23 protein-coding genes are annotated in these 22,126 nt (G+C 70.6%); 13 read left to right on the forward strand and 10 right to left on the reverse strand.

From position 1 onward, the window contains the following. Positions 1–5: 5 nt before the first annotated feature. From AC3ZJJ_RS00825 to AC3ZJJ_RS00845, 5 genes are all read right to left on the reverse strand, one after another. Positions 6–764 (reverse strand): iron ABC transporter ATP-binding protein, encoded by a 759-nt coding sequence (locus AC3ZJJ_RS00825; protein ID WP_489893382.1) that lies wholly within the window; start codon positions 762–764, stop codon positions 6–8. After that, a complete protein-coding gene (locus AC3ZJJ_RS00830) occupies positions 761–1,777 on the reverse strand; it encodes an iron chelate uptake ABC transporter family permease subunit (RefSeq protein WP_489893383.1) in 1,017 nt (338 codons plus the stop codon). The genes AC3ZJJ_RS00825 and AC3ZJJ_RS00830 overlap by 4 nt, the downstream gene beginning before the upstream one ends. After that, on the reverse strand, positions 1,770–2,810 hold the full coding sequence (locus AC3ZJJ_RS00835) for an ABC transporter permease (RefSeq protein ID WP_489893384.1): 1,041 nt from the start codon (positions 2,808–2,810) through the stop codon (positions 1,770–1,772). Before AC3ZJJ_RS00835 ends, AC3ZJJ_RS00830 begins: the two co-directional genes overlap by 8 nt. Before the next feature lie 20 nt (positions 2,811–2,830). Beyond that, positions 2,831–3,778: a siderophore ABC transporter substrate-binding protein gene (locus tag AC3ZJJ_RS00840; protein WP_489893385.1), complete on the reverse strand. Its 948-nt coding sequence runs from the start codon at positions 3,776–3,778 to the stop codon at positions 2,831–2,833. Positions 3,779–4,061: 283 nt separating this feature from the next. Beyond that, positions 4,062–4,868, reverse strand: a complete 807-nt coding sequence (locus tag AC3ZJJ_RS00845) for an SDR family NAD(P)-dependent oxidoreductase (protein ID WP_489893386.1) — start codon at positions 4,866–4,868, stop codon at positions 4,062–4,064. Positions 4,869–5,046: 178 nt separating this feature from the next. On the opposite strand from AC3ZJJ_RS00845, the gene AC3ZJJ_RS00850 reads away from it, so the two are divergent. Beyond that, positions 5,047–6,087: an ABC transporter substrate-binding protein gene (locus AC3ZJJ_RS00850; RefSeq protein ID WP_489893387.1), complete on the forward strand. Its 1,041-nt coding sequence runs from the start codon at positions 5,047–5,049 to the stop codon at positions 6,085–6,087. 34 nt (positions 6,088–6,121) lie between these two features. Here AC3ZJJ_RS00850 and AC3ZJJ_RS00855 read toward each other — a convergent pair whose 3' ends face one another. Next, a complete protein-coding gene (locus tag AC3ZJJ_RS00855) occupies positions 6,122–6,967 on the reverse strand; it encodes an MBL fold metallo-hydrolase (protein WP_489893388.1) in 846 nt (281 codons plus the stop codon). Between the two features lie 56 nt (positions 6,968–7,023). On the opposite strand from AC3ZJJ_RS00855, the gene AC3ZJJ_RS00860 reads away from it, so the two are divergent. Genes AC3ZJJ_RS00860 through AC3ZJJ_RS00875 form a run of 4 tightly spaced genes read left to right on the forward strand, consistent with a single transcriptional unit; the run spans position 7,024 to position 11,805 of the window. Beyond that, a complete protein-coding gene (locus tag AC3ZJJ_RS00860; protein ID WP_489893389.1) occupies positions 7,024–8,082 on the forward strand; it encodes a FecCD family ABC transporter permease in 1,059 nt (352 codons plus the stop codon). Then, positions 8,079–9,110 (forward strand): FecCD family ABC transporter permease, encoded by a 1,032-nt coding sequence (locus tag AC3ZJJ_RS00865; protein WP_489893390.1) that lies wholly within the window; start codon positions 8,079–8,081, stop codon positions 9,108–9,110. The genes AC3ZJJ_RS00860 and AC3ZJJ_RS00865 overlap by 4 nt, the downstream gene beginning before the upstream one ends. Before the next feature lies 1 nt (position 9,111). Further along, positions 9,112–11,106, forward strand: coding sequence for an SIP domain-containing protein (locus tag AC3ZJJ_RS00870; protein WP_489893391.1), 1,995 nt, complete (start codon positions 9,112–9,114; stop codon positions 11,104–11,106). A 36-nt stretch (positions 11,107–11,142) separates the two neighbouring features. Further along, positions 11,143–11,805, forward strand: coding sequence for a nucleotidyltransferase family protein (locus AC3ZJJ_RS00875; RefSeq protein WP_489893392.1), 663 nt, complete (start codon positions 11,143–11,145; stop codon positions 11,803–11,805). 27 nt (positions 11,806–11,832) lie between these two features. Here AC3ZJJ_RS00875 and AC3ZJJ_RS00880 read toward each other — a convergent pair whose 3' ends face one another. After that, positions 11,833–12,606, reverse strand: coding sequence for a YoaK family protein (locus AC3ZJJ_RS00880; protein ID WP_489893393.1), 774 nt, complete (start codon positions 12,604–12,606; stop codon positions 11,833–11,835). Between the two features lie 98 nt (positions 12,607–12,704). Here AC3ZJJ_RS00880 and AC3ZJJ_RS00885 point away from each other — a divergent pair, with 98 nt between their 5' ends. Further along, positions 12,705–13,796, forward strand: coding sequence for an acetamidase/formamidase family protein (locus tag AC3ZJJ_RS00885; RefSeq protein WP_489893394.1), 1,092 nt, complete (start codon positions 12,705–12,707; stop codon positions 13,794–13,796). Then, positions 13,796–15,352, forward strand: a complete 1,557-nt coding sequence (locus AC3ZJJ_RS00890; RefSeq protein ID WP_489893395.1) for an AtzH-like domain-containing protein — start codon at positions 13,796–13,798, stop codon at positions 15,350–15,352. The genes AC3ZJJ_RS00885 and AC3ZJJ_RS00890 overlap by 1 nt, the downstream gene beginning before the upstream one ends. Here the strand turns inward: AC3ZJJ_RS00890 and AC3ZJJ_RS00895 are convergent. Both AC3ZJJ_RS00895 and AC3ZJJ_RS00900 read right to left on the reverse strand, forming a co-directional pair. Then, positions 15,349–15,603: a helix-turn-helix domain-containing protein gene (locus AC3ZJJ_RS00895; RefSeq protein ID WP_489893396.1), complete on the reverse strand. Its 255-nt coding sequence runs from the start codon at positions 15,601–15,603 to the stop codon at positions 15,349–15,351. The genes AC3ZJJ_RS00890 and AC3ZJJ_RS00895 overlap by 4 nt on opposite strands. Further along, positions 15,603–16,100: a DUF2975 domain-containing protein gene (locus tag AC3ZJJ_RS00900; RefSeq protein ID WP_489893397.1), complete on the reverse strand. Its 498-nt coding sequence runs from the start codon at positions 16,098–16,100 to the stop codon at positions 15,603–15,605. The genes AC3ZJJ_RS00895 and AC3ZJJ_RS00900 overlap by 1 nt, the downstream gene beginning before the upstream one ends. A 134-nt stretch (positions 16,101–16,234) precedes the next feature. On the opposite strand from AC3ZJJ_RS00900, the gene AC3ZJJ_RS00905 reads away from it, so the two are divergent. The 6 genes from AC3ZJJ_RS00905 to AC3ZJJ_RS00930 all read left to right on the forward strand — a co-directional run bounded on the left by AC3ZJJ_RS00905 (position 16,235) and on the right by AC3ZJJ_RS00930 (position 21,932). Continuing rightward, positions 16,235–17,194 carry an Lrp/AsnC family transcriptional regulator gene (locus AC3ZJJ_RS00905; RefSeq protein ID WP_489893398.1) on the forward strand — a complete coding sequence of 320 codons (960 nt, stop codon included), beginning with the start codon at positions 16,235–16,237 and terminating at the stop codon, positions 17,192–17,194. Between the two features lie 173 nt (positions 17,195–17,367). Further along, the gene (locus tag AC3ZJJ_RS00910) at positions 17,368–18,114 is read left to right on the forward strand and encodes a DUF5058 family protein (protein ID WP_489893399.1); all 747 of its coding nucleotides are present in this window, start codon (positions 17,368–17,370) and stop codon (positions 18,112–18,114) included. Between the two features lie 24 nt (positions 18,115–18,138). Further along, on the forward strand, positions 18,139–18,858 hold the full coding sequence (locus tag AC3ZJJ_RS00915) for a hypothetical protein (protein WP_489893400.1): 720 nt from the start codon (positions 18,139–18,141) through the stop codon (positions 18,856–18,858). A 99-nt stretch (positions 18,859–18,957) separates the two neighbouring features. Continuing rightward, the gene (locus AC3ZJJ_RS00920; protein ID WP_489893401.1) at positions 18,958–20,175 is read left to right on the forward strand and encodes an amidohydrolase; all 1,218 of its coding nucleotides are present in this window, start codon (positions 18,958–18,960) and stop codon (positions 20,173–20,175) included. Between the two features lie 171 nt (positions 20,176–20,346). Next, on the forward strand, positions 20,347–21,486 hold the full coding sequence (locus AC3ZJJ_RS00925) for an L-talarate/galactarate dehydratase (RefSeq protein ID WP_489893402.1): 1,140 nt from the start codon (positions 20,347–20,349) through the stop codon (positions 21,484–21,486). Between the two features lie 41 nt (positions 21,487–21,527). Then, on the forward strand, positions 21,528–21,932 hold the full coding sequence (locus tag AC3ZJJ_RS00930) for a hypothetical protein (protein ID WP_489893403.1): 405 nt from the start codon (positions 21,528–21,530) through the stop codon (positions 21,930–21,932). A gap of 15 nt (positions 21,933–21,947) precedes the next feature. On the opposite strand, the gene AC3ZJJ_RS00935 is transcribed toward AC3ZJJ_RS00930, so the two are convergent. Continuing rightward, positions 21,948–22,118 (reverse strand): hypothetical protein, encoded by a 171-nt coding sequence (locus AC3ZJJ_RS00935; RefSeq protein WP_489893404.1) that lies wholly within the window; start codon positions 22,116–22,118, stop codon positions 21,948–21,950. Positions 22,119–22,126 lie beyond the last annotated feature (8 nt).

Raw genomic sequence — 22,126 nt, forward strand, 5'->3', positions numbered from 1 at the left:
GCGCGTCAGGCGAAGTAGACGCCGATCCGGTTGCCGTCGATCTCCTCGATGCGGATGTCGACGTCGTACACGTCGCGGAGCACCTCGGGCCGCATGATGTCCGCCGGGGCACCCTGGTGGAGCAGCGCACCTTCGCGCATGGCAAGGATGGTGTCCGAGTAGCAGGAGGCGAAGTTGATGTCGTGGATGACGAGCACGACCGTTTTGCCCAGGTCGTCGGCCAGACGGCGGAGCAGCCGCATCATCTCGACCGAGTGCTTCATGTCCAGGTTGTTCAGCGGCTCGTCCAGCAGCAGGTAGTCGGTGTCCTGGGCGAGCACCATCGCGATGAAGGCGCGCTGGCGTTGCCCGCCGGAAAGCTCGTCGATGAACCTGTCCGCCATGGAGGCCAGGTCGAGTTGTTCCATGGCGTTCTCGATGTGCGCGCGGTCCCCGGCGGTCGGACGGCCGCCCGAGTGAGGGAACCTCCCGAACCCCACAAGGTCGCGCACGCGCAGGCGCATGGTCAGGTGGTTCTCCTGGCGGAGGATGGCCATGGTCTTCGCCAGTTCCCGGCTCGGCGTCGTGCTGACGTCCAGCCCGGAGACCTCGACGGAGCCGCCGTCCATCGGCTGCAGCCGGGAGATCATGGAGAGCAGGGTCGACTTGCCGGCGCCGTTGGGGCCGATGATCGAGGTCACGCCGCCGCGGGGGATGGTGGCGGTCACCGAGTCGACCACGGTGTTGGGGCCGTAGGCCTTGGAGACCTCGTTCAGCGCAATCACTTCAGGGAGCCCTTCAGGAGCAGGTAGATGAACAGCAGGCCGCCGGCAAACTCTATGATGATGCTCAGCGCGGTCGCGAAACCGAAGACCTGCTCGAGGACCAGTTGGCCGCCGATCAGGGTGATTGCGCCCAGCAGGCAGGTGACCGGAAGCAGCCACTGGTGTGAGAACTCCCGGACCAGCTGGTAGGCGAGGGACACCACCAGGAGCCCGAAGAACGTCACCGGGCCGACCAGCGCCGTCGAGACCGCGACCAGGACCGAGCACATCACGAGCACCAGCGTGACGATCCGCCGGTGGTCCACGCCCAGGTTCACCGCCGTCTCGCGGCCCAGGGCCAGCACGTCGAAGCTGTGGCGGAACCGCCAGGCGACGACGGCGACGACTGCCACGATGGCCGCGGAGATGCCGAGGAGGACGGGCTCGACCTGGTTGAACGAGGCGAAGAAAAGGTCCTGCAGGACGATGAACTCGCTGGGCTCCATCAGCCGCTGAAGCAGGGACGAGAACCCGCGGAACAGCGTGCCGACCACGATGCCGACCAACAGCATCAGGTGCAGCGAGCCGGTTCCGCCGGTGAAGAGCCAACGGTAGAGCAGCGCCGAAAAGACCACCATCAGCACCACCTCGACGGCGAACTTGGCCGATGGCGCCGCGGTGAGCAGCGTGCTGGAGCCGAGGGCAAAGACCAGTGCCGTCTGGATGAGGATGTACAGCGCGTCGAAGCCCATGATCGACGGGGTCAGGATGCGGTTGGACGTCACCGTCTGGAACATCAGCGTGGACAGGCCGACTGCCACTGCGACCAGCAGCATGGCCCCCACCCGGAGGCCCCGCCGCGAGAGCGCGTATCCGATGTTGCCGCGGAGGTCCACGGTCAGGAACAGGGCGATGGCCACGAGTGTCAGCGCCGCGAGGAGGACCACCAGGGTTTTCGGGGACAGGGAGGGCAGCCGCAGGCGACCGCGGCCGCTGGTTCGGGACGGCGCGGGGGCGGCGGGGGCGTTATGCATCGCGTTTCCTGGTTCGGAGCAGGAGGGCCAAGAAGATGATGGCGCCGAGGACCGACATGACCATGCCGACCGGCACCTCGTAGGGGAAGCGGATGGTCCGCCCGATGATGTCGCAGACCAGCACCAGCGCGGCTCCGAAGATCGCCGTCCAGGGCACGGCGCGGCGCAGGTTGTCGCCGAAGATGAGAGAGACGATGTTGGGGACGATCAGTCCGAGGAAGGGGACGGCGCCGACGGACACCACGACGACGGCGGAGATCAGCGAGACGATCACCAGCCCTAGGCGCATGATCGCCTTGTAGTTGATGCCCAGGTTGGTGGTGAAGTCCGCGCCCATGCCGACGACCGTGAACCTGTCGGCGGCGACGTAGCCCACGATCGTGAGCGCCGCGACGATCCACAGCAGTTCGTAGCGGCCCCTCAGCACGCCGGAGAAGTCGCCGACCATCCAGTTGCTCAGCGTTTGCAGGAGGTCGAAGCGGTATGCGAAGAAGGTGGTCACCGCGGAGATCACGCCGCCGAGCATGATGCCCACGATCGGGACCATCAGGGTGTTGCGCGTGGGCAGCCGGCTGAGTACCGCAAGGAACAGTGCCGTGCCGGCCAGCGCGAAGACGCTGGCCACGCCCATCTTGGCCATAAGGGGCGCGGCGGGGATGGCGACGGTCACCACCAGGATGCCGAGCGTCGCCGATTCGACCGTGCCCACCGTGGACGGCTCCACGAACCGGTTGCGCACCATCAGTTGCATCACGAGCCCGGCGACGGCCACGGCGGTTCCCGCGAGGACCACGGCCAGGGTCCGGGGCAAGCGGGAGACCCACAGCATCTGCCACGCATCGGGGTCGCCGGCGAGCAACCGGGGCAGGGACACGTCCGTCACCCCCACGAAGATGCTGACCACGGCGAGGAGCAGGACGAGCGCGGCCCCGATGGCCAGGCCCACCGGATTGTCCAGCCTTCGGGGACGCCGAACGGCCACCGCGGACGGGGAGTCCGCGGCGGCCGGCCGGTCAAGCGTCGGTGCTGCCATGGTGGGCCGTGTCGCCGGCGCTAGAGCGCCGCTGCCACTTCACCGATCATCTTCGGCAGGTTGTTCAAGCCGTAGCCCACGAGGTACCAGGAGTTGGCGTCCAGGGCGACGATCTTGCCGTCCCGGGCGGCGCTGGTGGACCGCACCAGCTCATTGTCGAGGACCGCGCTGGCGGCCGCCCCACCGGTGCCGAGCGCGGAGTCGCGGTCGACGACGTAGAGCGTGTCCGGGTTGGTTTCCTTGATGTACTCGAAGGAGATCGACTCGCCGTGGGAGCCCTCGGTCTTCACCTCGGCCGCGGTCGCGACGCCGAGCACGTCGTGGATCAGGCCGAAGCGCGAACCGGCGCCGTAGGCCGTCACCTCTCCGCCGGAGGTCAGGACGATGAGTCCCTTGCCGGCGTTGGCGGCCTCCTTCTTGACGTCGGCGATCTGCCGGTCGATGCCGTCGAGCTGGGCGGCGACCGCGTCCTCGGCGGCGAAGATCCGGCCGAGCGAGGTGGCGCCCACCTTGAAGGACTCGACGGGGTTCGCGGCGTCGACCGACAGGTCGACGGTCGGCGCGATCTTACTCAGTTCCTCGTAGGCGCCGGCGGTGCGGCCGGAGATGATGATGAGGTCGGGGGCGCCCGCGTTGATGGCCTCGAAGTCCGGCTCCTTCATGGAGCCGATCTTCTCGAAGTCCTCGCCGGCGTACTTGGAGAGCGACTCGGGGAACTCGGCGTCGGGAACGCCGTCCGCCTCGGCGCCGATCGCCTCCATGGTGTCCAGGGCGCCAAGATCGAAGGTGTAGACCGTCTCGGGGTTCACGGGAACGTCCGTGGTGCCCTGGGCGTGCGTGATGGACACGGTGCCCTCGGCCGAGGCGGATCCCGGGTCCGATTGGGCGGCGCCGCCACATGCGGTCACTGCGAGGAGGGCGGCGCCTGCGGCAACGCTGCCGAGGACGGTGCTGAGGGAGGTCTTCATGGGGGTGTGCTCCGTGGTGTGGGCGCCCTGCGGCGTGCGGTCGAGTAATTAGCGCACGGATTGTTTTCGTAAATCCCTGGCTTCACTTGAAGCTATAGCAAGGCATGCCTAAGTACCAATGCGGATTCGCGCAAGAGGGCCACTCGTTGCGGCCGCGGCGGCCGCGACGCCCCGCCAGTTCGGTGAAGATGCGGGGTGGAGTGATACGCGCCACGTTGCCCATGGGGGAGTCACATTGCGCCTCGGAACGCCGGCGGGCGCCCCGTGTCGGGCCGGACGGGCCCTACTCGCGCCCCAGGCGTCCGATCCGTTCGACAAGCGAGTCCGGGGCGATCCGGGCGACGGTTGCGGCTATTCGGTAGCGCGCCGAGGGGATGGATACGGACCTGCCTGCGCTGGCGTCGGTGAGGGCCACCTCGACCACCCGGTCGGCCTGCAGCCAAGCCCATCGGGGAATGCCTTTCTTGTCCATGCCCATTCGCTGGTGGAACTCGGTGTGGACCAGGCCCGGGCACAACGCCGTGACGGTGATGCCGCGGTCGCGGTAGAAGACGTTGGCCCACCGGCTGAAGTTCACCAGGAGCGCCTTGGAGGCGGAGTAGACGCCGCGCGGCGTGAACGCGGCGACGGAGGCGACGTTGATGATCCGGCCGCCGCCGTGTTCGGACATGGCGCGCAACGCGGCGTGGGCGAGGACCAGCGGGGTCTCCGTGTGGATTCGCAGCTGCTCCAGCTCCTCCGAAAGGTCGTTGTCCGCGAAGTTGCCCTTGAGGCCGTGCCCGGCGTTGTTGACGAGCATCGTGATGGGCCGGTCGGGATCGGAGAGGCGGCCGGAGACCGCGGCGATGCCTTCGTCGGTGACCAGGTCGGCCCGGATGGTCTCCACCGGAACCGCATAGCGCGCCGTGAGGTCGGCCGCCAGGTCGGACAGGCGCTCCGCGTTGCGCGCCACCAGGACCAGCCCGTACCCGCGCGAGGCCAACTGTCGCGCGAATTCCGCACCCAGGCCGGCGGAGGCTCCCGTGATCAGCGCGGTGTACGCGGGGTGTGCCGTGAAGTGGGCTTCGGGATGTGGCGTGGCGCTGGACATGAACCGACTGTAGCGAAGCGCGGCCTGCCACCCAAGGGCCACGGGGCACGGGCCGTTCTGCGTTGGATTCGCTTTACGTTAGATCAGCTTTGCGTAATTCGAGCTACTAAGGCTAGCCTTACTGAGCAACCCCATCCCGGAACAGTCCGGGACCGTTCTCTTCTCCCGAAGGACTCCCATGGAATTCTCCCGTCGCGCAGGCCTGCTCGCAGCCGCAGCCGCAGTCGTACTGTCCGCCTCTGCCTGTGGCGCCGACGCCGCGTCAACCGAGACCGCCACGTCCCCAGCGGCGTCCGCGGCCTTCCCCGTGACCGTTGGGCACGTCTACGGCGAGACCACCATCGAGGAGCAGCCGCAGCGCGTCGCGACCATCTCCTGGGTCAACGCGGACGTCTCGCTCGCCCTCGGCGTCGTCCCGGTCGGCATGGCCCTGGACACGTGGGGCAACAACGAGAACGGCTCCACCGACTGGAAGGACGCCAAGCTGGACGAGCTCGGCGCGGCCATCGGCGGGGACAAGGCTCCGGCCCAGTACGACGAGACCGACGGCGTGAACTTCGAGGAGATCGCCAAGCTGAGTCCGGACGTCATCCTGGCCGCCTACTCGGGCCTGACTCGGGAGGACTACGACAAGCTCTCCAAGATCGCCCCCGTGGTGGGCCCGGTCGCCGCGAACTACACGACGTCGTGGCAGGACGCCACCACCACCATCGGCAAGGCGCTCGGCAAGACCGCCGAGGCGGACGCCGTGGTCGAGGACGTGGACGCGCAGGTCGCCGCGGTCACCGAGGCGAACCCCGTGCTGAAGGAGTCCAGCTTCATCGCCGGCAACCTCGATCCCGCCACCAACGCACTCAGCATCTACGCCGGCGGCGACAACCGCCCGCGTTTCCTGTCCGCGCTGGGCATGACCGAGGCGCCCGTTGTCGCCGAGAACGCCAAGGAGGGCGAGTTCTACTACACGTGGGCCGCCGAGCGCGGCAACGAGCTCGAGTCCGACGTATTCTTCACCTGGCTGCCGGCCGGCACGACCAACGCGTCCATCCAGAAGCACGCGCTGTTCGGCCAGATCCCCGCGGTCAAGGACGGCGGGCTGGTCTCCATCACCGACGACCAGCTCACCCTGGCCATTTCCGCCTCCAGTCCGCTGAGCCTGCCATGGGCACTGGACGAGTTCACCCCGCTGCTCGTCGACGCCGCGGAAGCGGCGAAGAACTAGGGCAGCGCCGGTCCACCCGGGTCCCGCAGTGGTCCTAGCGCCCGGAACGGCCGCCCAGCAAATACTCGAGCTGGGCGGCCACCGATTGCTCGGCGGCGCCGCGCACCGTGGGGTCGACGTCGGAATACACGGCGTCGGCCACCTCGGCGACGGTCGGCGCCGGGCCCCCGGCGGTGTGACCCAAGGCCGCCAAGGCGTCCCGAATCTGCTCGAGGCGCTCCAGGCGGTGCACACGGTACTGGTCGACGACGTCGACGAGCGACGCGCCGACCGGCCCGTGGGCGGGCAGCAGTGCGGCGTGGCCGAAGCCCCCCAGCGTGTCCAGCGACGCCAGGTAGTCCCCGAGCGTCCCGTCCGGGAAGTCGAGGATCGTGGTGCCGCGGCCCAGGATCGTGTCGCCCGTCGCCATCGCCCCGTGCGGTCCGTCGTCGGGAAGGAAGAAGCTGACGGAATCGGACGTGTGGCCCGGCGTCGCCAGAGCCCAGATCTCGAGCCCCGCCGCCCGGATCACCTCGCGTCCCCCGGTTCCCGGGCCAAGCAGCGGCTCGGCCCCCCGGCAGAACTCCGGCAGGACCGCCCGGACCGGTGCCCCGCTCAGCCGATGCAGGGTGTCGACGCCGGCCGTGTGGTCGGCGTGGCGGTGCGTGACCAGGATCAGCTCCACCCGTCCCCGGCCGGCCAACGCGGCAAGGTGCCCGGCGTGGTCCGGCCCAGGATCGACGACCACCACCGAATCCGCGCCGGGGAAGCCAAGGACATAGGAATTGGTGCCGTCAAGGGTCATGGGGCCCGGGTTGGGTGCGGTCAGCACCGCGGCGAAGGCCGATACGGGTTCCGGGGCGGGGCCGGAGTAGGGTCCCTGCGGGGGCGTTTGTACCATCCCCACAGTCTAGGGACAGCCCCGGGAACACATTGGCAACCACGAGGGATCCGATCATGAGCACCACCACCGGCAGCGCGGCCGCCACCGGCGAGGCCCCCCGCCGGCGCGCACCCCTGCGCCCGCGCGGCGCCGTCCTGCTGGGCGCCGTCCTGGTGGTCCTCCTCCTGGCCGCGGCCGTCCTCTCGCTCACCGTGGGCGCGCGGGCCACGTCGCTGGGGACGGTCTGGGACGCCCTGACCAATCCGGACGCCACCAACGGCGACCATGCGGTCGTCGGATCCCGGATCCCGAGGACGCTGGCGGGCCTGCTGGTCGGGGCCTCGCTCAGCCTGGCCGGCGCGGCCATGCAGGGGATTGCCCGGAACCCGCTCGCCGACCCCGGCATCCTCGGCGTCAACGCCGGCGCCGCGCTGGCCGTGGTCCTGGGCATCTACCTGCTGGGCATCGTCAGCATCGCCGGCTACGTCTGGTTTGCCTTCGCGGGGGCCGCGGCCGCCGCGGTCCTGGTGTACCTCGTGGCCGCCCTCGGCAGGGAGGGCGCGACCCCCCTCAAGCTCGCCCTGGCCGGAGCCGCGCTGGCGGCGGGGCTCGCCAGCGTCATGAACGCCGTCCTGATGATGAGCGACGAGGTCCTGGACCGCTTCCGCTTCTGGCAGGTCGGCACGCTGGGTGTGCGCAGCCTGGCCGAGATGGCGCAGGTGGTGCCGTTCCTGGCGGTCGGAGCCGCCGTCGTCCTGTTCTCCGCCCGCCTGCTGAACGGTCTCGCCCTGGGGGACGACGCCGCCCGCGGCCTGGGCATCCGCACGGGACGCGCGCGCGCCGTGTCCGCGGTGGGCGTGGTGCTGTTGTGCGGCGGGGCCACCGCGCTCGCCGGACCCATCGGCTTCGTCGGACTCGTTGTTCCGCACGCCATACGAAGCCTGGTGGGCGGCGACTATCGCAAGATCCTCCCGCTGTCGGCGTTGGCCGGCCCGGTTCTGCTGCTGCTGGCCGACGTCGCGGGGCGCGTCGTCCTGCCGCCGTCGGAGGTCCAGGTCGGCGTGATGACCGCGGTCGTCGGCGCGCCCGTCTTCATCTGGCTGATCCGGCGCGGCAAGCGGGCCGCGCTGTGAGCATCGCACCCGAGATGGCCCCGCCCCGCGCCGGGCGCCGCCGAGGACGCGTCGCGCTCGTCTCGGCGGGGCTCGGCGCCGGCGCCGTCCTGCTGTTCCTGGCCAACGTGCTCCTCGGCTCCTACAGCGTGTCCCTGCCCGACTTTTTTGCGATCCTGGCCGGGGAAACCGTGCCCGGCGCCAGCTTCATCGTGATGGAGGACAGGCTGCCCGCGGCCGTCGTCGGAGCGCTCGCGGGCGCCGCCTACGGGCTCTCCGGCTCCATCTTCCAAACGCTGCTGCGCAACCCGCTGGCGAGCCCCGACGTGATCGGAATCGGCTACGGGGCGGCCGCCGCCGCCGTCGTCGGCATGTTGGTCTTCGGCCTGCAGGGGCCGGCACTCGCCCTGGTCGCCTTCACCGGGGCGCTGGCGGTGGCCCTGGCCGTGTACTGGCTGGCCGACTCCGGGCGGCACACCGGTGCGCGGATGGTGCTGACCGGCATCGCGTTCGCCGCCATGCTCCAGGCCGTGATCAGCTACCTGCTGACGCGCACCGACGTCCGGACCGCGGGCGACGCCCTCCATTGGCTCGTGGGTTCCCTGTCCTCCAGCAACTGGGAGCGGGCCGCGACGCTCGCGGCGGCCGTGGCGGTCCTGCTGCCGTTCGCCGCCTTGGCCGGGTCCAAGCTGCGCATCCTGGAACTCGGAGACGACGCGGCCGCGGGACTCGGGCTACGCGTCGGGCGCACCCGGCTGGGGCTTGTGCTGCTCGGCGTCGCCTTCACCGCGGTCGCCACGGCCGTCACGGGCCCCCTCGCGTTCGTCGCCTTCCTCGCCGGTCCGCTGGCGCGCATGTTGGCCGGCGGCCGCAACAACCTGGCCTGCTCAGCGCTCACCGGCACCGTGCTGGTGCTCGCCGCGAACTTCGTGGCAGGCAACGCATTCGGCGACACCAGCCTGCCCGTGGGGGTGGTCACGGGCGCCCTCGGCGCGCCGTTCCTCCTCTGGCTGCTGGTCCGCACCAACAAAACCGGAACCGGAGGCTGAGATGGCGACCCTTGAGGCGCGCTCCCTGACCCTGTCCTACGACGCCGCGCGCGTGGTCGAGGACCTGACACTGGTGCTGCCCGCGGGCGAGATCACCATGATCGTGGGGGCCAACGGCTGCGGCAAGTCCACCCTGCTCCGCGGGCTTTCGCGCCTGCTGAAGCCGGCGGGCGGCGCCGTCCTGCTCGACGGCGGCGACATCCACGAGCGCCCGGCGCGGGAAGTGGCCAAGGTCCTGGGGCTGCTTCCCCAGTCGCCGCTCGCCCCGGACGGCATTTCCGTGCGCGAACTCGTCGGCCGCGGGCGCTACCCGCACCAGGGCTGGTTCAGGCGTTGGACCGGCGAGGACGACGCCGCCGTGGACCGCGCCCTGGCCTCCACCGGCACCGCGGACCTCGCCGAGCGGCCGGTCGACGAGCTGTCCGGCGGGCAGCGGCAGCGCGTGTGGATCGCCATGGCGCTTGCCCAGGAGACGGACCTGCTGCTGCTGGACGAGCCGACGACGTTCCTGGACGTCGCGCACCAGCTGGAGGTCCTGGACGTGGTCGCCGACCTGAACCGCCGGCGCGGCACCACGGTGGCGATCGTGCTGCACGACCTCAACCTGGCCGCGCGCTACGCGGACCACCTGGTCGCGCTGAAGGACGGGCGGATCGTGGCGCAGGGCCGGCCCGCCGACGTCGTCACTGAAGCCATGGTGCAGGACGTCTTCGGCATGCCGTGCCGCGTGATCCCCGACCCGGTCGCGGGAACCCCACTGGTTCTTCCCATCGGCCGGCACCGGGTGGTGCGTCCGGCCGCAGCGGTCAGCGCGCCGGCGTCCACCGAGGGCCGCGTGGGCGATGCGGCGGGATCCTCCGGCGCGGCGCCCGCGGAGGCCGGCGAGCCCGCGGCGACCCCGACGGGCCATGCCGCGGCCGTCGCCGAGCCGGCCGCGGAAGCCCTGGCCGGCTCCGTCGCGGTGGCCGTCGATGAGCGGCGTCCCTCCGCCGAGGTCTGCCCCACCCTTGCCTTCGCCATGACCGCGGTGGAAGTTCAGGACCTCGGCCCCAGTTTCCGGCGCATCACGTTCACGGGCGCGGACCTGGCGCACTTCGGGACGGGCGGGTTCCCGCTGGACCTGCGCATCAAGGTCATCATCCCGCCGTCCGGGGAGCCCGGCTCCGCCGCCGCGGCGGTAGGCGGCGGAGGGGGCGAGGACCTGTTCGCCGACCTCCGGCCGGACGGAACCATCTCCGACGCCGACGCGACGGGGTGGTACCGGGCCTGGCTGGCCCAGGACGCGGCCGTGCGCGGCAACATGCGCACCTATTCCGTGCGCTCGTTCCGCCCTGCGGGCCATCCCGGAAACGTGGGTCCGAACCCGGAATTGGACATCGACTTTGTCCTGCACGTGCGCCGGGAAAACGGCCGGCTGGTGGGCGGCCCCGCGTCCGTTTGGGCGGCCGAGGCGACCGCCGGCGCGGAACTGACGCTCCTGGGCCCCAACAAGAGCTTGTGCGGACCGGACTACGGCGGCGTCGAGTTCCGTCCCGGTGCCGCCCGCCGGATCCTGCTGGCCGGCGACGAGACCGCCGCGCCGGCGATCTGCTCCATCCTCGAGTCGCTGCCGCCCGGCATCACCGGCAACGCGTACATCGAGGTGCCGACCGTGGAGGACATCCAGGGATCCTTCACGCGATCGGGTGTCACCGTGCAGTGGCTTCCCCGCGACTCCAGACCGCACGGCGAACTGCTGGGCGCGGCGGTGCGCTCCGCAGTGGCCATCCCCGCCGCGGGGGCCGTGGACACCGGCGCGGAACCCGAGGACGTGGACGTCGACGCGACGATCCTGTGGGAGACCACCACCGGCGCCACCCAGCCGTTCTACGCGTGGCTGGCGGGGGAGGCCGGAACCATCAAGGACCTCCGCCGCTACCTGGTGCGGGACGCGGGCATGGACCGCAAGCAGGTTTCGTTCATGGGGTACTGGCGCCGGGGCAAGGCCGAGGCCTAGCGATCGAAACGCCGGGCGCCGCACTACGCTGGATCCGTGACCACGGACCCCGCATACCAGGCGACCGGAGCGGCGCGCGTGACCGGCGTCCTGCTCGCGGCCGGCGGCGGAACGCGGCTGGGCCTGGGCCCGAAGGCGCTGCTCCGCCACCGTGGCAACACCCTCGCCGAACACCTCGTGGCCGAGCTGCGCGCCGGCGGGTGCGGCGACGTTGTGGTGGTGCTGGGCGCGCAGGCGGAGAGGGTGCGCGCCGAGGCCCGGCTGGACGAGCGCGGCCCGTCGCACGCCCGTGTGTTGGTCAACGGCGCGTGGGGGAGCGGCATGGGCGGCTCCTTCCGCGCGGGGATCGCCGCGCTGCCCGCCGGGACGGCCGCCCTCGTGGCCCTGGTGGACCAGCCCGGCACCGATCGACGACTCGTCGCCCGGATCATCCACGCCCACCGGCCGGGACGGGTGACGGCCGCCGGCTACGCGGGACAGGACGGCGGGCTCCGGAGGGGCCATCCGGTGCTCTTCGCGCCGGCGCACGCCCGATCGGCGGCCCTTTTCGCCCGGGGGGACTCGGCGGCGCGGACCTGGCTGGCCCGGAATCCCGGCCTGATCGACCTGGTGGACTGTTCGGACCTCGACGACGGGGGGGACGTGGACACCGCGGAGGATCTGGCTCGGCTCGTGTCCGACGGCGGCGGCGAGGCGTGACGGTGCCCGGCCGGACTCTTGCGTTCCTCAGGGCCGTGTTGTTCCAGCCGGTGTTTTCCCGACCGGCGTTGCCCTGGTCCGTGGCGCCCTAGTCCGTGCGTTCCGGCCGCGGGCCCTCAGGTGGCCGACCACGGCGACGGCCAGGCAGACCGCCGCGGCAACGACCAGTCCCAGGCCGAGGTTCGCCCGCAGCAGCAGGGCCCCCACGCCGGCGCCGGCGAGCATCAACAGCACTGCCGCGGCGCGGCGGCCCCACAGGTCCCCGGATCCGCCGGCCAGGCGCGAGTCCATCGACAGCCCGGTGATCGTGGACGTGATCACCACGGTCGTGACGTCCTTGACCCCGATCGCGCGGGCGGCCGCAGCCTGGACGCCCATCACGCCACCGAGGACGCCGGTCACCGACAACAGCGCGGCCTCCGGCGGATCCGTCCACAGCATGAGCGACGCGCCCAGAGCGAGGACCACCATCCCCACGGCCCCGAAAAGCCAACTGGCGGCCGTCGTCCAGGAACCGGTATGCCCGCGCATCGTCCTCCCGCCCACCACGGCGCCGAGCATAAACGCCGCCAGCGCCAGCGCCGGGCCCACCACCGGCAGGTCGTCGGCGCCCGCGAGGCCCATCCCAAGGATCACGACGTTGCCGGTCATGTTGGCCGTGAAAACGCGGTCCAGCCCCAGGTAGCCGACGGCATCGACGATGCCGGTGGCGAACGTGAGGGCCAGCATCAGGCGCAGGTGTAGCTTGGCGGCGTCGCGGACGGCGGGATCGGCGGCCTGTCCGGCCTTCGTTTCGGTCACCGTTTCACCTTAGGGATCCAAATGAAACACTCATTGCATCCTTTGGTAACAGCCACGTAAAACTTCGTTCCTAGTCTGGGGGGAACCGAAGGAGAGAGATGACCACCATCCTGCAGCCCGGCGAGCACCTGCCCGCAGGCGCCGAATACCTTCCCGCCGCCGCCGGCAACCTGATGTGGGGGCGCCTGCCCTGCGCGGCGGACGCGCCCGTGCTCAAGCTCGAGCCCGGGCAGGAGGCCGTGGTCGATACCCTCAGCCACGAGGGCGTCCTCGAGGACCAGGGCCGCGATCCGCGCGCGTTCTTCGCCGCCCACGGGGTCGACGGCGAGCTGGTGCTGCGCGACGCCGTCGCGCTGGCCGCAAGCCACGCCGACCGCGACGCGGCGACGGACGGGCCGCACGTGGTCACCGGACCCATCCACGTGGCGGGCGCCCGGCCGGGCGACCTGCTGAAGGTTACCGTGTCCCGGCTCGAGCGCAGGGTTCCCTACGGGATCGTCTCCAACCGGCACGGGAAGGGCGCCCTGGCCGGCGAGTTCCCGCGCTCGCCGGGCAACGTGAGCATCTTTGCCGGCGTCGAAGAGCACGACTCCGGCGCGGCGTTCGGCACCATGGCGCCGAACGCGGGGGCCGGGCGCGCCATCCGTTTCCCGCTGCGCCCGTTCCTGGGGACCATGGGTGTCGCGGTGGCCGGGGACGTCCGCCCGCACTCGGTGCCGCCCGGCCGCCACGGCGGGAACATAGACATCAACCTCTTGACCGAGGGGGCGGCGCTCTACCTGCCGGTCCAGGTCGACGGCGCCCTGGCGTACGTCGGGGACCCACACTTCGCGCAGGGCGACGGGGAGGTGGCGCTCACCGCCATGGAGGCCAGCCTGCGCGCCCGGCTTCATTTCGACGTCGTTCCGCGCGAGGACGCGCTGCGCCTCTTCGGCGAGCAGCTCGGGCCAGTCGCCCAGACCACCGAGTTTCTTGTGCCCACGGGCATGAACGCGGACCTGGACGAGGCGGTGCGGGAGTGCGTCCGCGCCGCGATCGCGCTGTTGCAGGCCCGCTGGGGGCTGGACGCCGAGCATGCCTACGCCTACCTGAGCGCGGCAACGGACTTCAACATCTCCCAGGTCGTGGATCTGGTGAAGGGAGTTCACGCGCGGATCCGGCTCGAGGACTTCGCGGGGGTGGCTCCGTGATGCCGCAGTACCCGCGGCCGGCCGCGCAGGGCTCGGCGGCACCCGGCGTCGTGGAGGCGTTCTGGGAGTACGAGCGCGCACTGATGGAGGACGACCTTCCCGCCATGGACGCGCTGTTCGCCCCGGGGCCGGACACGATGCGCGGCGACGTGAACGGGCTTCTTGTGGGCCACGAAGAAATCAGCGGTTTCCGCGGGAAGCGCGGCGGGGCGCCCAAGCGACGCGTTGTGGCGCTGGAGGTGCGCACCCTGGGCCCGGACCACGCCGCAGTCGTGGCGGTGACCGAGCTGCTGACCGGCGGCCGCGGACAGCAGACCCAAGTATGGTCGCGGATCGGCGGCGCCTGGCGCGTCGCCGTGGCGCACGTGATGGTCTCGGGACCCGCCTTCGACCGACGGATCTGGCGCGTGCTCGGGGACCCGCTGGTATCCGGCTCCGCGGCCGGGGCGCTGTCGGGGCAGACGGTGGCGGTGAAGGACTTGTTCGCCGTGGCGGGACACTCCATCGGTGCGGGGAATCCCGCGCGCCTCGCGACGGCGCCGGCCGAGGGTACGACGGCGGACGCCGTCGCCTCGCTGCTGGCCGCCGGCGCCTCCGTGAAGGGCATCTCCGCGACGGACGAGTTCGCCTACAGCCTCGCCGGCACCAACACGCACTACGGCACCCCGCCCAACCCGAAGGCGCCGTTCAGGATCAGTGGGGGATCCTCCTCCGGCTCCGCCTCCGCTGTCTCGCTGGGCCACGCAAGCATCGGCCTCGGCACCGACACGGGCGGTTCGATCCGGGTTCCGGCCGCCTACCAGGGGCTGTGGGGCATCCGCACCACCCACGGTGCCGTCTCCCGCGACGGCCTGCTGCCGCTGGCGCCGAGCTTCGACACGGTGGGATGGATGTGCCGGACGCCGGAACTGCTCGAGGAGGTCGGCGAGGTGCTGCTGCCGCCCACCGGCCCGCCGCAACCGCCGTTCTCGGGGCTGCGCGTTGTCCCCGCGCTGCTGGAGCTCGCCGAACCGGACGTCTCCGCAGCCCTGCGGGACACGCTGGGGCAGTGGAGCCACGACCGGGACGTGGATGAACTGGAGCCGCTGGACGCCGACCGCCACACGGATTGGTTGAGGGCGTTCCAGACGATCCAGGGCAGGGAGGCGTGGGCGGCGCACGGGGACTGGGTGTCGGCGCACTGGGACACGATGGCCCCGGACGTGGCCGCGCGTTTCCGGACCGCCTCGGTGATCAACGCCGGGCAGGAGGCCGCCGCGCGCGCCGTGGCCGCTGAGGCGGGCCGAACGATCCGCGCTCTGGTCGGCGACGGCGTCCTGGCGGTTCCGTCGGCGTCGTCCGTGGCCCCGCTGGCCAAGGAGTCCGCTGCCGGAGGCGAGGCCATCGAGCGGCGTCGCGAGCTGACCATGCTGCTGACCTGCCTCGCGGGACTGGCCGGGCTGCCCGCCGTCAACGTCCCGCTCCGGACGGCCGGGGGACTGCCCTGCGGGCTGTCCCTGCTGGCGGCTCCGGGATGCGACGCCGCGCTGTTGGCCTACGCGCGGCGGTTCGGTTAGTCCGCCGCGTCCGCTGCCATCTCCACGCCGGAGCCCGCCGACGGACCCCCGGGCTCCCAGCGCAACAGGTCGCCGGGTTGGCAGTCGAGGACCTCGCAGAGGGTGGCGAGCGTGGTGAAGCGCACCGCCTTGGCGCGGCCGTTCTTCAACACTGCCAGGTTCGCGGGCGTGATGCCGACACGCTCCGCGAGCGTTCCGACGGCCATCTTGCGCCGCGCCAGCATCACGTCGATGTCGACGACGATCGGCATCAGATCACCTCGTCGAGCTCGGACCGCAGGTGGTTCGCCTCTGCGTCGCGCGCCACGGCCTGGACGAGGAGGGCGCGGAGCACAAGGACAACGAGGGCCACGGCGCCGATCGTCACGGCCCCTCCGCCGATGAGGAGCACGATCCCGGGGGCCACGGCGTCCCCGGGCGCCAGTACCACGCCGAGGGCGAAGACCAGCGCGGCGGCGCTGGAGACGGCGCCGATCACTACGTCCACGTACCGGAACGAGGCGTCGGAGAAAACCGTCCCGCGCCGGGCCATCGTCAGCAGGCGCCACACGCAGACCAGGACGACCTGGGCCGCGACGATGCCGAGGACCACAATGACGACGACCGGCGTCCGGACGGCGGCGACGTCGGGACCGAACTCGGTCAGGTCGATGGCCAGGAGCGGCACCATCACGGCCTGCACGAACAGCGATCCTGCGAGCACCAGCGCGAGCACGATGCGCAAAGTGATGACGGTGAACTTCCCCATGCGAAACTCCTTAGACAATTGATTAACAGTAATAATACATCGATAAACGATCGATATGCATCCGACTGGTCTGCTTAGCGAACCGTCGCCAGCGGCTAGGCTTCTTGGGTGCACATGCGAGGAGGGCGGCGCTGATGGTCCGGGTTCTGGACGACTTGGAACTGCGCGTCGTTGCCGCGCTGCAGGTGGACCCCCGCGCGCCGTGGCGCAAGATCGCCGCGGTCCTGAGGGAACCCGAGCGCACGGTGGGCCGGCGCGGCAACGAGCTGATCGACGCCCGGCTCGTGAACATCGTCGGGGTGAGGCTGCGCGCGGAATCGGCGCTGTTGCGCCTCCAATGCGCGCCGGGAACCGCTCGGGTCACGGCCGAGTCGATAGCCCAGCGCCAGGACTCGACGTTTTCCTACATCATGACTGGCGGGGCGGACTGCGTGGCCGAGCTCCTGTTCGACCACGGCGACATGCGCAATGTGCTGACCACCGAGGTCCCCGCCACGGTGGGGCTCGTGCGCGCACTGAGCTATCCGATCCTGCGCTATTTCCGCACCATCAGGCGCTGGACGTCCGAGGCCATCACGCCGCAGCAGATTGCCGCGCTCACAACCGACCTCACACCGGAGACGAGCGGCATGGTCCCGGACGACGTGCTGACCGGCGTCGACCTGCGCATCGCCAACGTGCTCGCCGAGGATGGGCGCGCGAACCTCGAGACCATCGCGCGGCGGGCCGCGACCTCGGAAACCACGGCCGGTCGGCGACTCGATTGGATGCTGGCCAACAGCAGGGTGCAGATCCGTGCGCTGGTGGAGCCCGCGACGCTAGGGCTCCCCGTGGAGGCGATGTTGTGGATCAAGGCCGCGCCACACCGGGTGGAGTCCCTGGGACGGTCGCTGGCCACGCACCGCCAGGTCCGCTACGCGGTGGCCGTGGCCGGAGCGCACAACGTGGTCGCCAACGTCACCTTCGCCACGAATGCGGAGCTTTACGACTTCATCACGACGTCGGACTGGGCCCAGGAGGCCGAATCGATCGAGTCCACGGTGCTACTCCACGCGCGCAAGCGCGGGGGCAGGCTCAACCACCTCGCTTTCTGACATCCGTCACGTGCGGTAGGTATCGAGCCGCTTCGGGTTCGCGAAATGGGGTTTCTGGCCAACAATGTGGCCATTTCCGACATTCATTGCCATGACGTGGCTCACATTGGAAGGTGGTCTTCACCCCGCACACCGAAAAGGTGTCCCCCACCGACAAACAGGAGCCGTCAAGAATGCGCCCATTGCACCTTCCGCTACAGGCCACCCCCGGCTCCACGGACATCCTGGCGCTCGCCAACTCGCCCCTGGTGTGGATCTGCGCGCTCGGCGTTTTCGCCGTCATCTGCTTCCAATCCCTCGTCTACGTCAGGGCCGCCCGGAAGGCCGGGCCGGAAATCGGCATGGAGGCGTCGGAGATCAAGGGCGCCTTCAGGGCCGGCGCGGTCGCGTCCGTGGGCCCGTCCCTGGCCGTCGTTCTTGTGGCCATCGCACTGCTGGCGCTGTTCGGCACACCGGCTGTCCTCGTCCGCATCGGTCTGATCGGCTCGGCCGCGGCCGAGACGGCGTCCGCCGGCATCGCGGCCAACACCGCGGGCGCCACCCTGGGAGGGCCGGACTACACACAGCAGATCTTCGCGCTCGCATTTATCGCCATGAGCCTCAGCGGCGCCATGTGGATGCTGGCCACGCTGATCCTGACGCCCGTCCTCAAACGCGGCAGCAAAAGCCTCGCCAGGGTGAACCCTGCGGCGATGGCCATCATCCCCTGCGCCGCCCTGTTGGGGGCATTCAGCATGCTGACCCTGACGGAACTCCCCAAGTCCGGGGTCCACGTGGTGACCGTCGCCGTGTCCGCCGCTGTGATGGCCGCATGCCTCCACGCCGCCGCAAGGTTCCGGATCCGCTGGCTCAGGGAATGGGCGCTGGGCATCGCCATCATCGTCGCCCTCATCGTCGCGTACGCCTCCCACACCGCCTAGCCCGCCGCCACGAAAGGAACCACCATGAGCATCCAGACCGACCAGCGCGCCGCCGCGGGAATGGCCGAGTTCGAGACCACCACGTCCCGCTGGGGACGCATCACGATGATCGCCGGCCTGATGCTTTCGCTCATCGGGCCCGTCTACCTTGCACTGTTCTCCGGCATGGAGCTCTCGGGCAGCCAGATCTGGGTCGCCTTCATCGCCGTCGCCGGCGTCTTCGGCGTGTTGTGGGTCCTCGAGCCGGTCACCTATTTTCCGATCCTCGGCCCGTCGGCCATGTACCAGGCGTTTATGATCGGCAACATCTCCAACAAGCTGCTGCCGGCCGCCATCGTGGCCCAGTCCAGCATCGGCGCCAAGCCGGGCACCCGCCGCGGCGACATCGCCGCGGTGATGGCCATCTGCGGCGCCGCCACCGTCCACCTCGCGTCGCTGCTGTTCTTCGTCGGGATCCTAGGAACATGGCTGATCAGCGTCATCCCGACCACCGTCATCGACGTCGCGCGGCTCTACATCCTCCCCGCCGTGCTCGGCGCGGTGCTGGTGCAGAGCATCGCGACCATGCGGCAGATCAGGCCCACGGCCATCGCCGTCGTCCTGTCCCTCGTGATGTTGTTCGTGGTGATCCCGGCGCTGCCGCAGGTCGCCCTGTTCGGCACCGCTATCGTCGTCGTATCGACGATCGTCCTGTCCTGGTTGCTGCGGGACCGGCGGGAAGTGCACGTCGCGGCGGCGGGATAGCGCCGGGCCCACGCCCCCCGGACGGACCGCGCGCCGGCCGGGAACCAGCAGCACCAGACACCGAGCACAACGGACACCGAACAGAGGGGTACCCAGGCCATGGCCACAACACACGTTGCACCCGAGCCCACCGAGGCCGAGCGCGAGCACATGCATGCCCTGTACAGGCACCTGCACGCGCATCCGGAACTGTCCATGCAGGAAAACGCCACGGCCGCGCGCATCGAAGCCGAACTCGACGCGATGGGTGTGGAGAACTTTCGGTGCGGAGGCACGGGCGTGGTGGGCACCATCACCAACGGCGCCGGTCCGGTGGTGGCGTTCCGGGCCGACACCGACGGCCTGCCCATCGCCGAGGCCACAGGAGTCGACTACGCCAGCACGGCGCGCGGCGTCCTCGACGACGGCACGGAGGTCCCCGTGATGCACGGCTGCGGCCACGACACCCACGTGACCGCCGCGCTCACCATGGCCAGGGTCCTCCTGCGTGAACGGGACCGCTGGTCCGGGACGCTGGTGCTGGTGTTCCAACCCGGCGAGGAGACCGCGGCCGGCGCGCGGGCGATGATCGACGACGGGCTCTGGGACCGCGCGCCCCGGCCGGAGGTGGTGCTGGGCCAGCACGTGATGCCGCTGCGGGCCGGCCACGTGAACTACAGCCGGGGCAATGCTATGGCGATGGCGGACTCGCTCAAGGTCACCATCTTCGGGAAGCAGTCCCACGGGTCCCAGCCGCAGAACAGCATCGACCCGATCGTCATCGGCGCGCACACGGTGGCGCGCCTGCAGACGATCGTCTCGCGGGAGCTTGGCCCCCTGAGGCCGGCGGTGGTCACCGTGGGGACCTTCCACGCTGGGCTGAAAGAGAACATCATCCCCGACCGCGCGGAGTTCACGCTGAACATCCGCACCTTCGAGGAGCCGGTCCGGACCCAGGTGCTCGCCGCCGTGCGGAGGATTGTGAGCGCGGAGGCGGCCGCGGGCGCCGCCCCGGAACCGATGGTCGAGGAGCTCTACTCGTTCCCGCGCTGCCACAACGATCCCGACGCCACGGACCGCGTGGCCGCGGCATTGCGCCGCGTGCTGGGCGACGCGCACGTGCACGAGCAGCAGCCGCTGATGGGAAGCGAGGACGTCGGCCACCTCGCCGACTCGATCGGGGTGCCGCAGGTGTACTGGATGTTCGGTGGCTTCGACGGACCGGCGGAGGAGATGCCGGTCAACCACTCGCCCTTTTTTGCGCCCGTGCCCGAGCCCACGCTTGCCACCGGCACGGCGGCGGCGCTCACCGCGGTGTTGGCGTACCTCGAGCGCTAGTCCCGCCGCCTACCGCGCCTTCGGTCGGCCCGACGCTCCGCACCACTGGCGGGCCGCCGCCTTTTCATCCATGCGGATTGGGCATGGACAGGTCCAAAGATGATCTTGGACAGCATTCCATCCCGTCCCTAGCGTGGGGTGTGCCAACCATTCCCCAGCGCTAGGAACCCCGTGACCGGCACCGTCGACGCCATCCGCACCGTCAAGCTCTCGAGTGTGACGCTCCCCCTGGCCACCCCCATCTCCGACGCCAAGGTCTTCACCGGGCGGCAGAAGGCCACGACCGAGGGGGTCTTCCTCTTCGCCGAGGTCACCACGGAGAGCGGGCTGGAGGGCATGGGCTTCAGCTATTCGCTGCGGGCCGGCGGCCCGGCGCAGTACGCCCACGCGCGGGAGGTCGCCGAGGGCCTGATCGGGGAAGACCCCAACGACATTGCCCGGCTGTACACGAAGCTCATCTGGGCCGGCGCGTCCGTGGGGCGCTCCGGCGTCGCGCCACAGGCCATCGCCGCGTTGGACACCGCGCTCTGGGACCTGAAGGCCAGGCGGGCCTCGCTGTCCCTGGCCAAACTCCTGGGGGCGCACCGCGATTCGGTGCGGACCTACAACACGTCCGGCGGCTACCTGAACGCCTCCCTCGAGGAGGTGCGGGACAAGGCCACCCAGTCCTTGGAGGCGGGGATCGGCGGCGTCAAGATCAAGGTGGGCCTGCCCGATTCCGCCGAGGACCTGCGCCGCGTCGCCGGCGTCCGCGCGCACATCGGGGGGGACGTTCCCATGATGGTCGACGCCAACCAGCAGTGGGACCGCACCACGGCCCTGCGCATGGGACGGCGGCTAGAGGAGTTCGGCCTCACCTGGATCGAGGAGCCCCTGGACGCCTACGACGCCGTGGGCCACGCGGACCTGGCGCGCGCGCTGGACACCCCGATCGCCACCGGAGAGATGCTTTCCGCGGTGCCGGAGCTGGAGCGGCTGATCGAGGCGCGCTCCGCGGACATCCTGCAGCCCGACGCGCCGCGCATCGGCGGCATCACGCAGTTCCTCCGGGTCGCGACCCTGGCGGACCAGGCCGGCCTGGACCTGGCGCCGCACTTTGTGATGGAGATCCACCTCCACCTGGCCGCGGCGTACCCGCGCGAGGCCTGGGTGGAGCACTTCGACTGGCTCGAGCCCTTGTTCGACGAGCGAGTGGAGCTTAAGGACGGGCGCATGGTGGTCCCGACGCGGCCGGGGCTGGGGCTGACGATCAGCGAGCAGGCGCGCGCCTGGACGACGGACAGCGTGGTCATCGGGCACCGCCGAACCTAAAATATGGATATCGGCGCGCAGGCCTTGACGAGGGAGCGAAGATGTTCGGAGGACGCAACGACGGCGGGAACAGCGGGTGGCGCCGCTACGACCACAACCTGTTCCCTGTTTTCCACGAGCGGTTTGAGGAGCGCTGGGGGCCGGGAACGGCGCCGTTCCTGGACCCCGGCGTCTACGACGAGAACCAGCCGCGGCCGCGGGCCCAGTGGATCAACGTGGACACCGGCGCGGCGGTGGCCGTCGTGCCGGTCTGGCAGGACGAGAGCACCAACAGGTCGTTCGCCGTGTTCTATCTTCCGCCGGCCGGTGGAATCTGGGCACTCATGCCCGGCTACACCGAATACGTCGAGGACATGGGGGACGCGGGGCTGACCGCGCTCCGGAACGATTCGTTCAAGAAGGCGGTGGCCCACGCGGAGGAGTTCATCTTCGGACCCGACGCCTGACGTGGCGAGGGACGGCTAGAGCAGCAGCCACACCGCCGCGGCCAGCGCGGCAAGCAAACCCGTGGCGACTGCGGCTACGGCGGCCGTCACGCCGATCGACAGGAGGAACATGCGCGCGAGCGTTCTGCCGGCAGAACCCTTGGCTGCGTCGGCGGGCGGCGTCCCGGGCGGGGGAAACGGTGACATGGGAGGAA

The organism is Arthrobacter sp. AOP29-A2-19 (assembly GCF_058138025.1).

Excerpts from the sequence above, each read along its gene's own strand:
- AC3ZJJ_RS00830 (WP_489893383.1), bottom strand. The coding sequence starts at position 1,777 with ATGCATAACGCCCCCGCCGCCCCCGCGCCGTCCCGAACCAGCGGCCGC.
- AC3ZJJ_RS00835 (WP_489893384.1), bottom strand. The coding sequence starts at position 2,810 with ATGGCAGCACCGACGCTTGACCGGCCGGCCGCCGCGGACTCCCCGTCC.
- AC3ZJJ_RS00840 (WP_489893385.1), bottom strand. The coding sequence starts at position 3,778 with ATGAAGACCTCCCTCAGCACCGTCCTCGGCAGCGTTGCCGCAGGCGCC.
- AC3ZJJ_RS00845 (WP_489893386.1), bottom strand. The coding sequence starts at position 4,868 with ATGTCCAGCGCCACGCCACATCCCGAAGCCCACTTCACGGCACACCCC.
- AC3ZJJ_RS00850 (WP_489893387.1), top strand. The coding sequence starts at position 5,047 with ATGGAATTCTCCCGTCGCGCAGGCCTGCTCGCAGCCGCAGCCGCAGTC.
- AC3ZJJ_RS00855 (WP_489893388.1), bottom strand. The coding sequence starts at position 6,967 with ATGGTACAAACGCCCCCGCAGGGACCCTACTCCGGCCCCGCCCCGGAA.
- AC3ZJJ_RS00860 (WP_489893389.1), top strand. The coding sequence starts at position 7,024 with ATGAGCACCACCACCGGCAGCGCGGCCGCCACCGGCGAGGCCCCCCGC.
- AC3ZJJ_RS00870 (WP_489893391.1), top strand. The coding sequence starts at position 9,112 with ATGGCGACCCTTGAGGCGCGCTCCCTGACCCTGTCCTACGACGCCGCG.
- AC3ZJJ_RS00885 (WP_489893394.1), top strand. The coding sequence starts at position 12,705 with ATGACCACCATCCTGCAGCCCGGCGAGCACCTGCCCGCAGGCGCCGAA.
- AC3ZJJ_RS00890 (WP_489893395.1), top strand. The coding sequence starts at position 13,796 with ATGCCGCAGTACCCGCGGCCGGCCGCGCAGGGCTCGGCGGCACCCGGC.
- AC3ZJJ_RS00895 (WP_489893396.1), bottom strand. The coding sequence starts at position 15,603 with ATGCCGATCGTCGTCGACATCGACGTGATGCTGGCGCGGCGCAAGATG.
- AC3ZJJ_RS00900 (WP_489893397.1), bottom strand. The coding sequence starts at position 16,100 with ATGGGGAAGTTCACCGTCATCACTTTGCGCATCGTGCTCGCGCTGGTG.
- AC3ZJJ_RS00905 (WP_489893398.1), top strand. The coding sequence starts at position 16,235 with ATGGTCCGGGTTCTGGACGACTTGGAACTGCGCGTCGTTGCCGCGCTG.
- AC3ZJJ_RS00910 (WP_489893399.1), top strand. The coding sequence starts at position 17,368 with ATGCGCCCATTGCACCTTCCGCTACAGGCCACCCCCGGCTCCACGGAC.
- AC3ZJJ_RS00915 (WP_489893400.1), top strand. The coding sequence starts at position 18,139 with ATGAGCATCCAGACCGACCAGCGCGCCGCCGCGGGAATGGCCGAGTTC.
- AC3ZJJ_RS00920 (WP_489893401.1), top strand. The coding sequence starts at position 18,958 with ATGGCCACAACACACGTTGCACCCGAGCCCACCGAGGCCGAGCGCGAG.
- AC3ZJJ_RS00930 (WP_489893403.1), top strand. The coding sequence starts at position 21,528 with ATGTTCGGAGGACGCAACGACGGCGGGAACAGCGGGTGGCGCCGCTAC.
- AC3ZJJ_RS00935 (WP_489893404.1), bottom strand. The coding sequence starts at position 22,118 with ATGTCACCGTTTCCCCCGCCCGGGACGCCGCCCGCCGACGCAGCCAAG.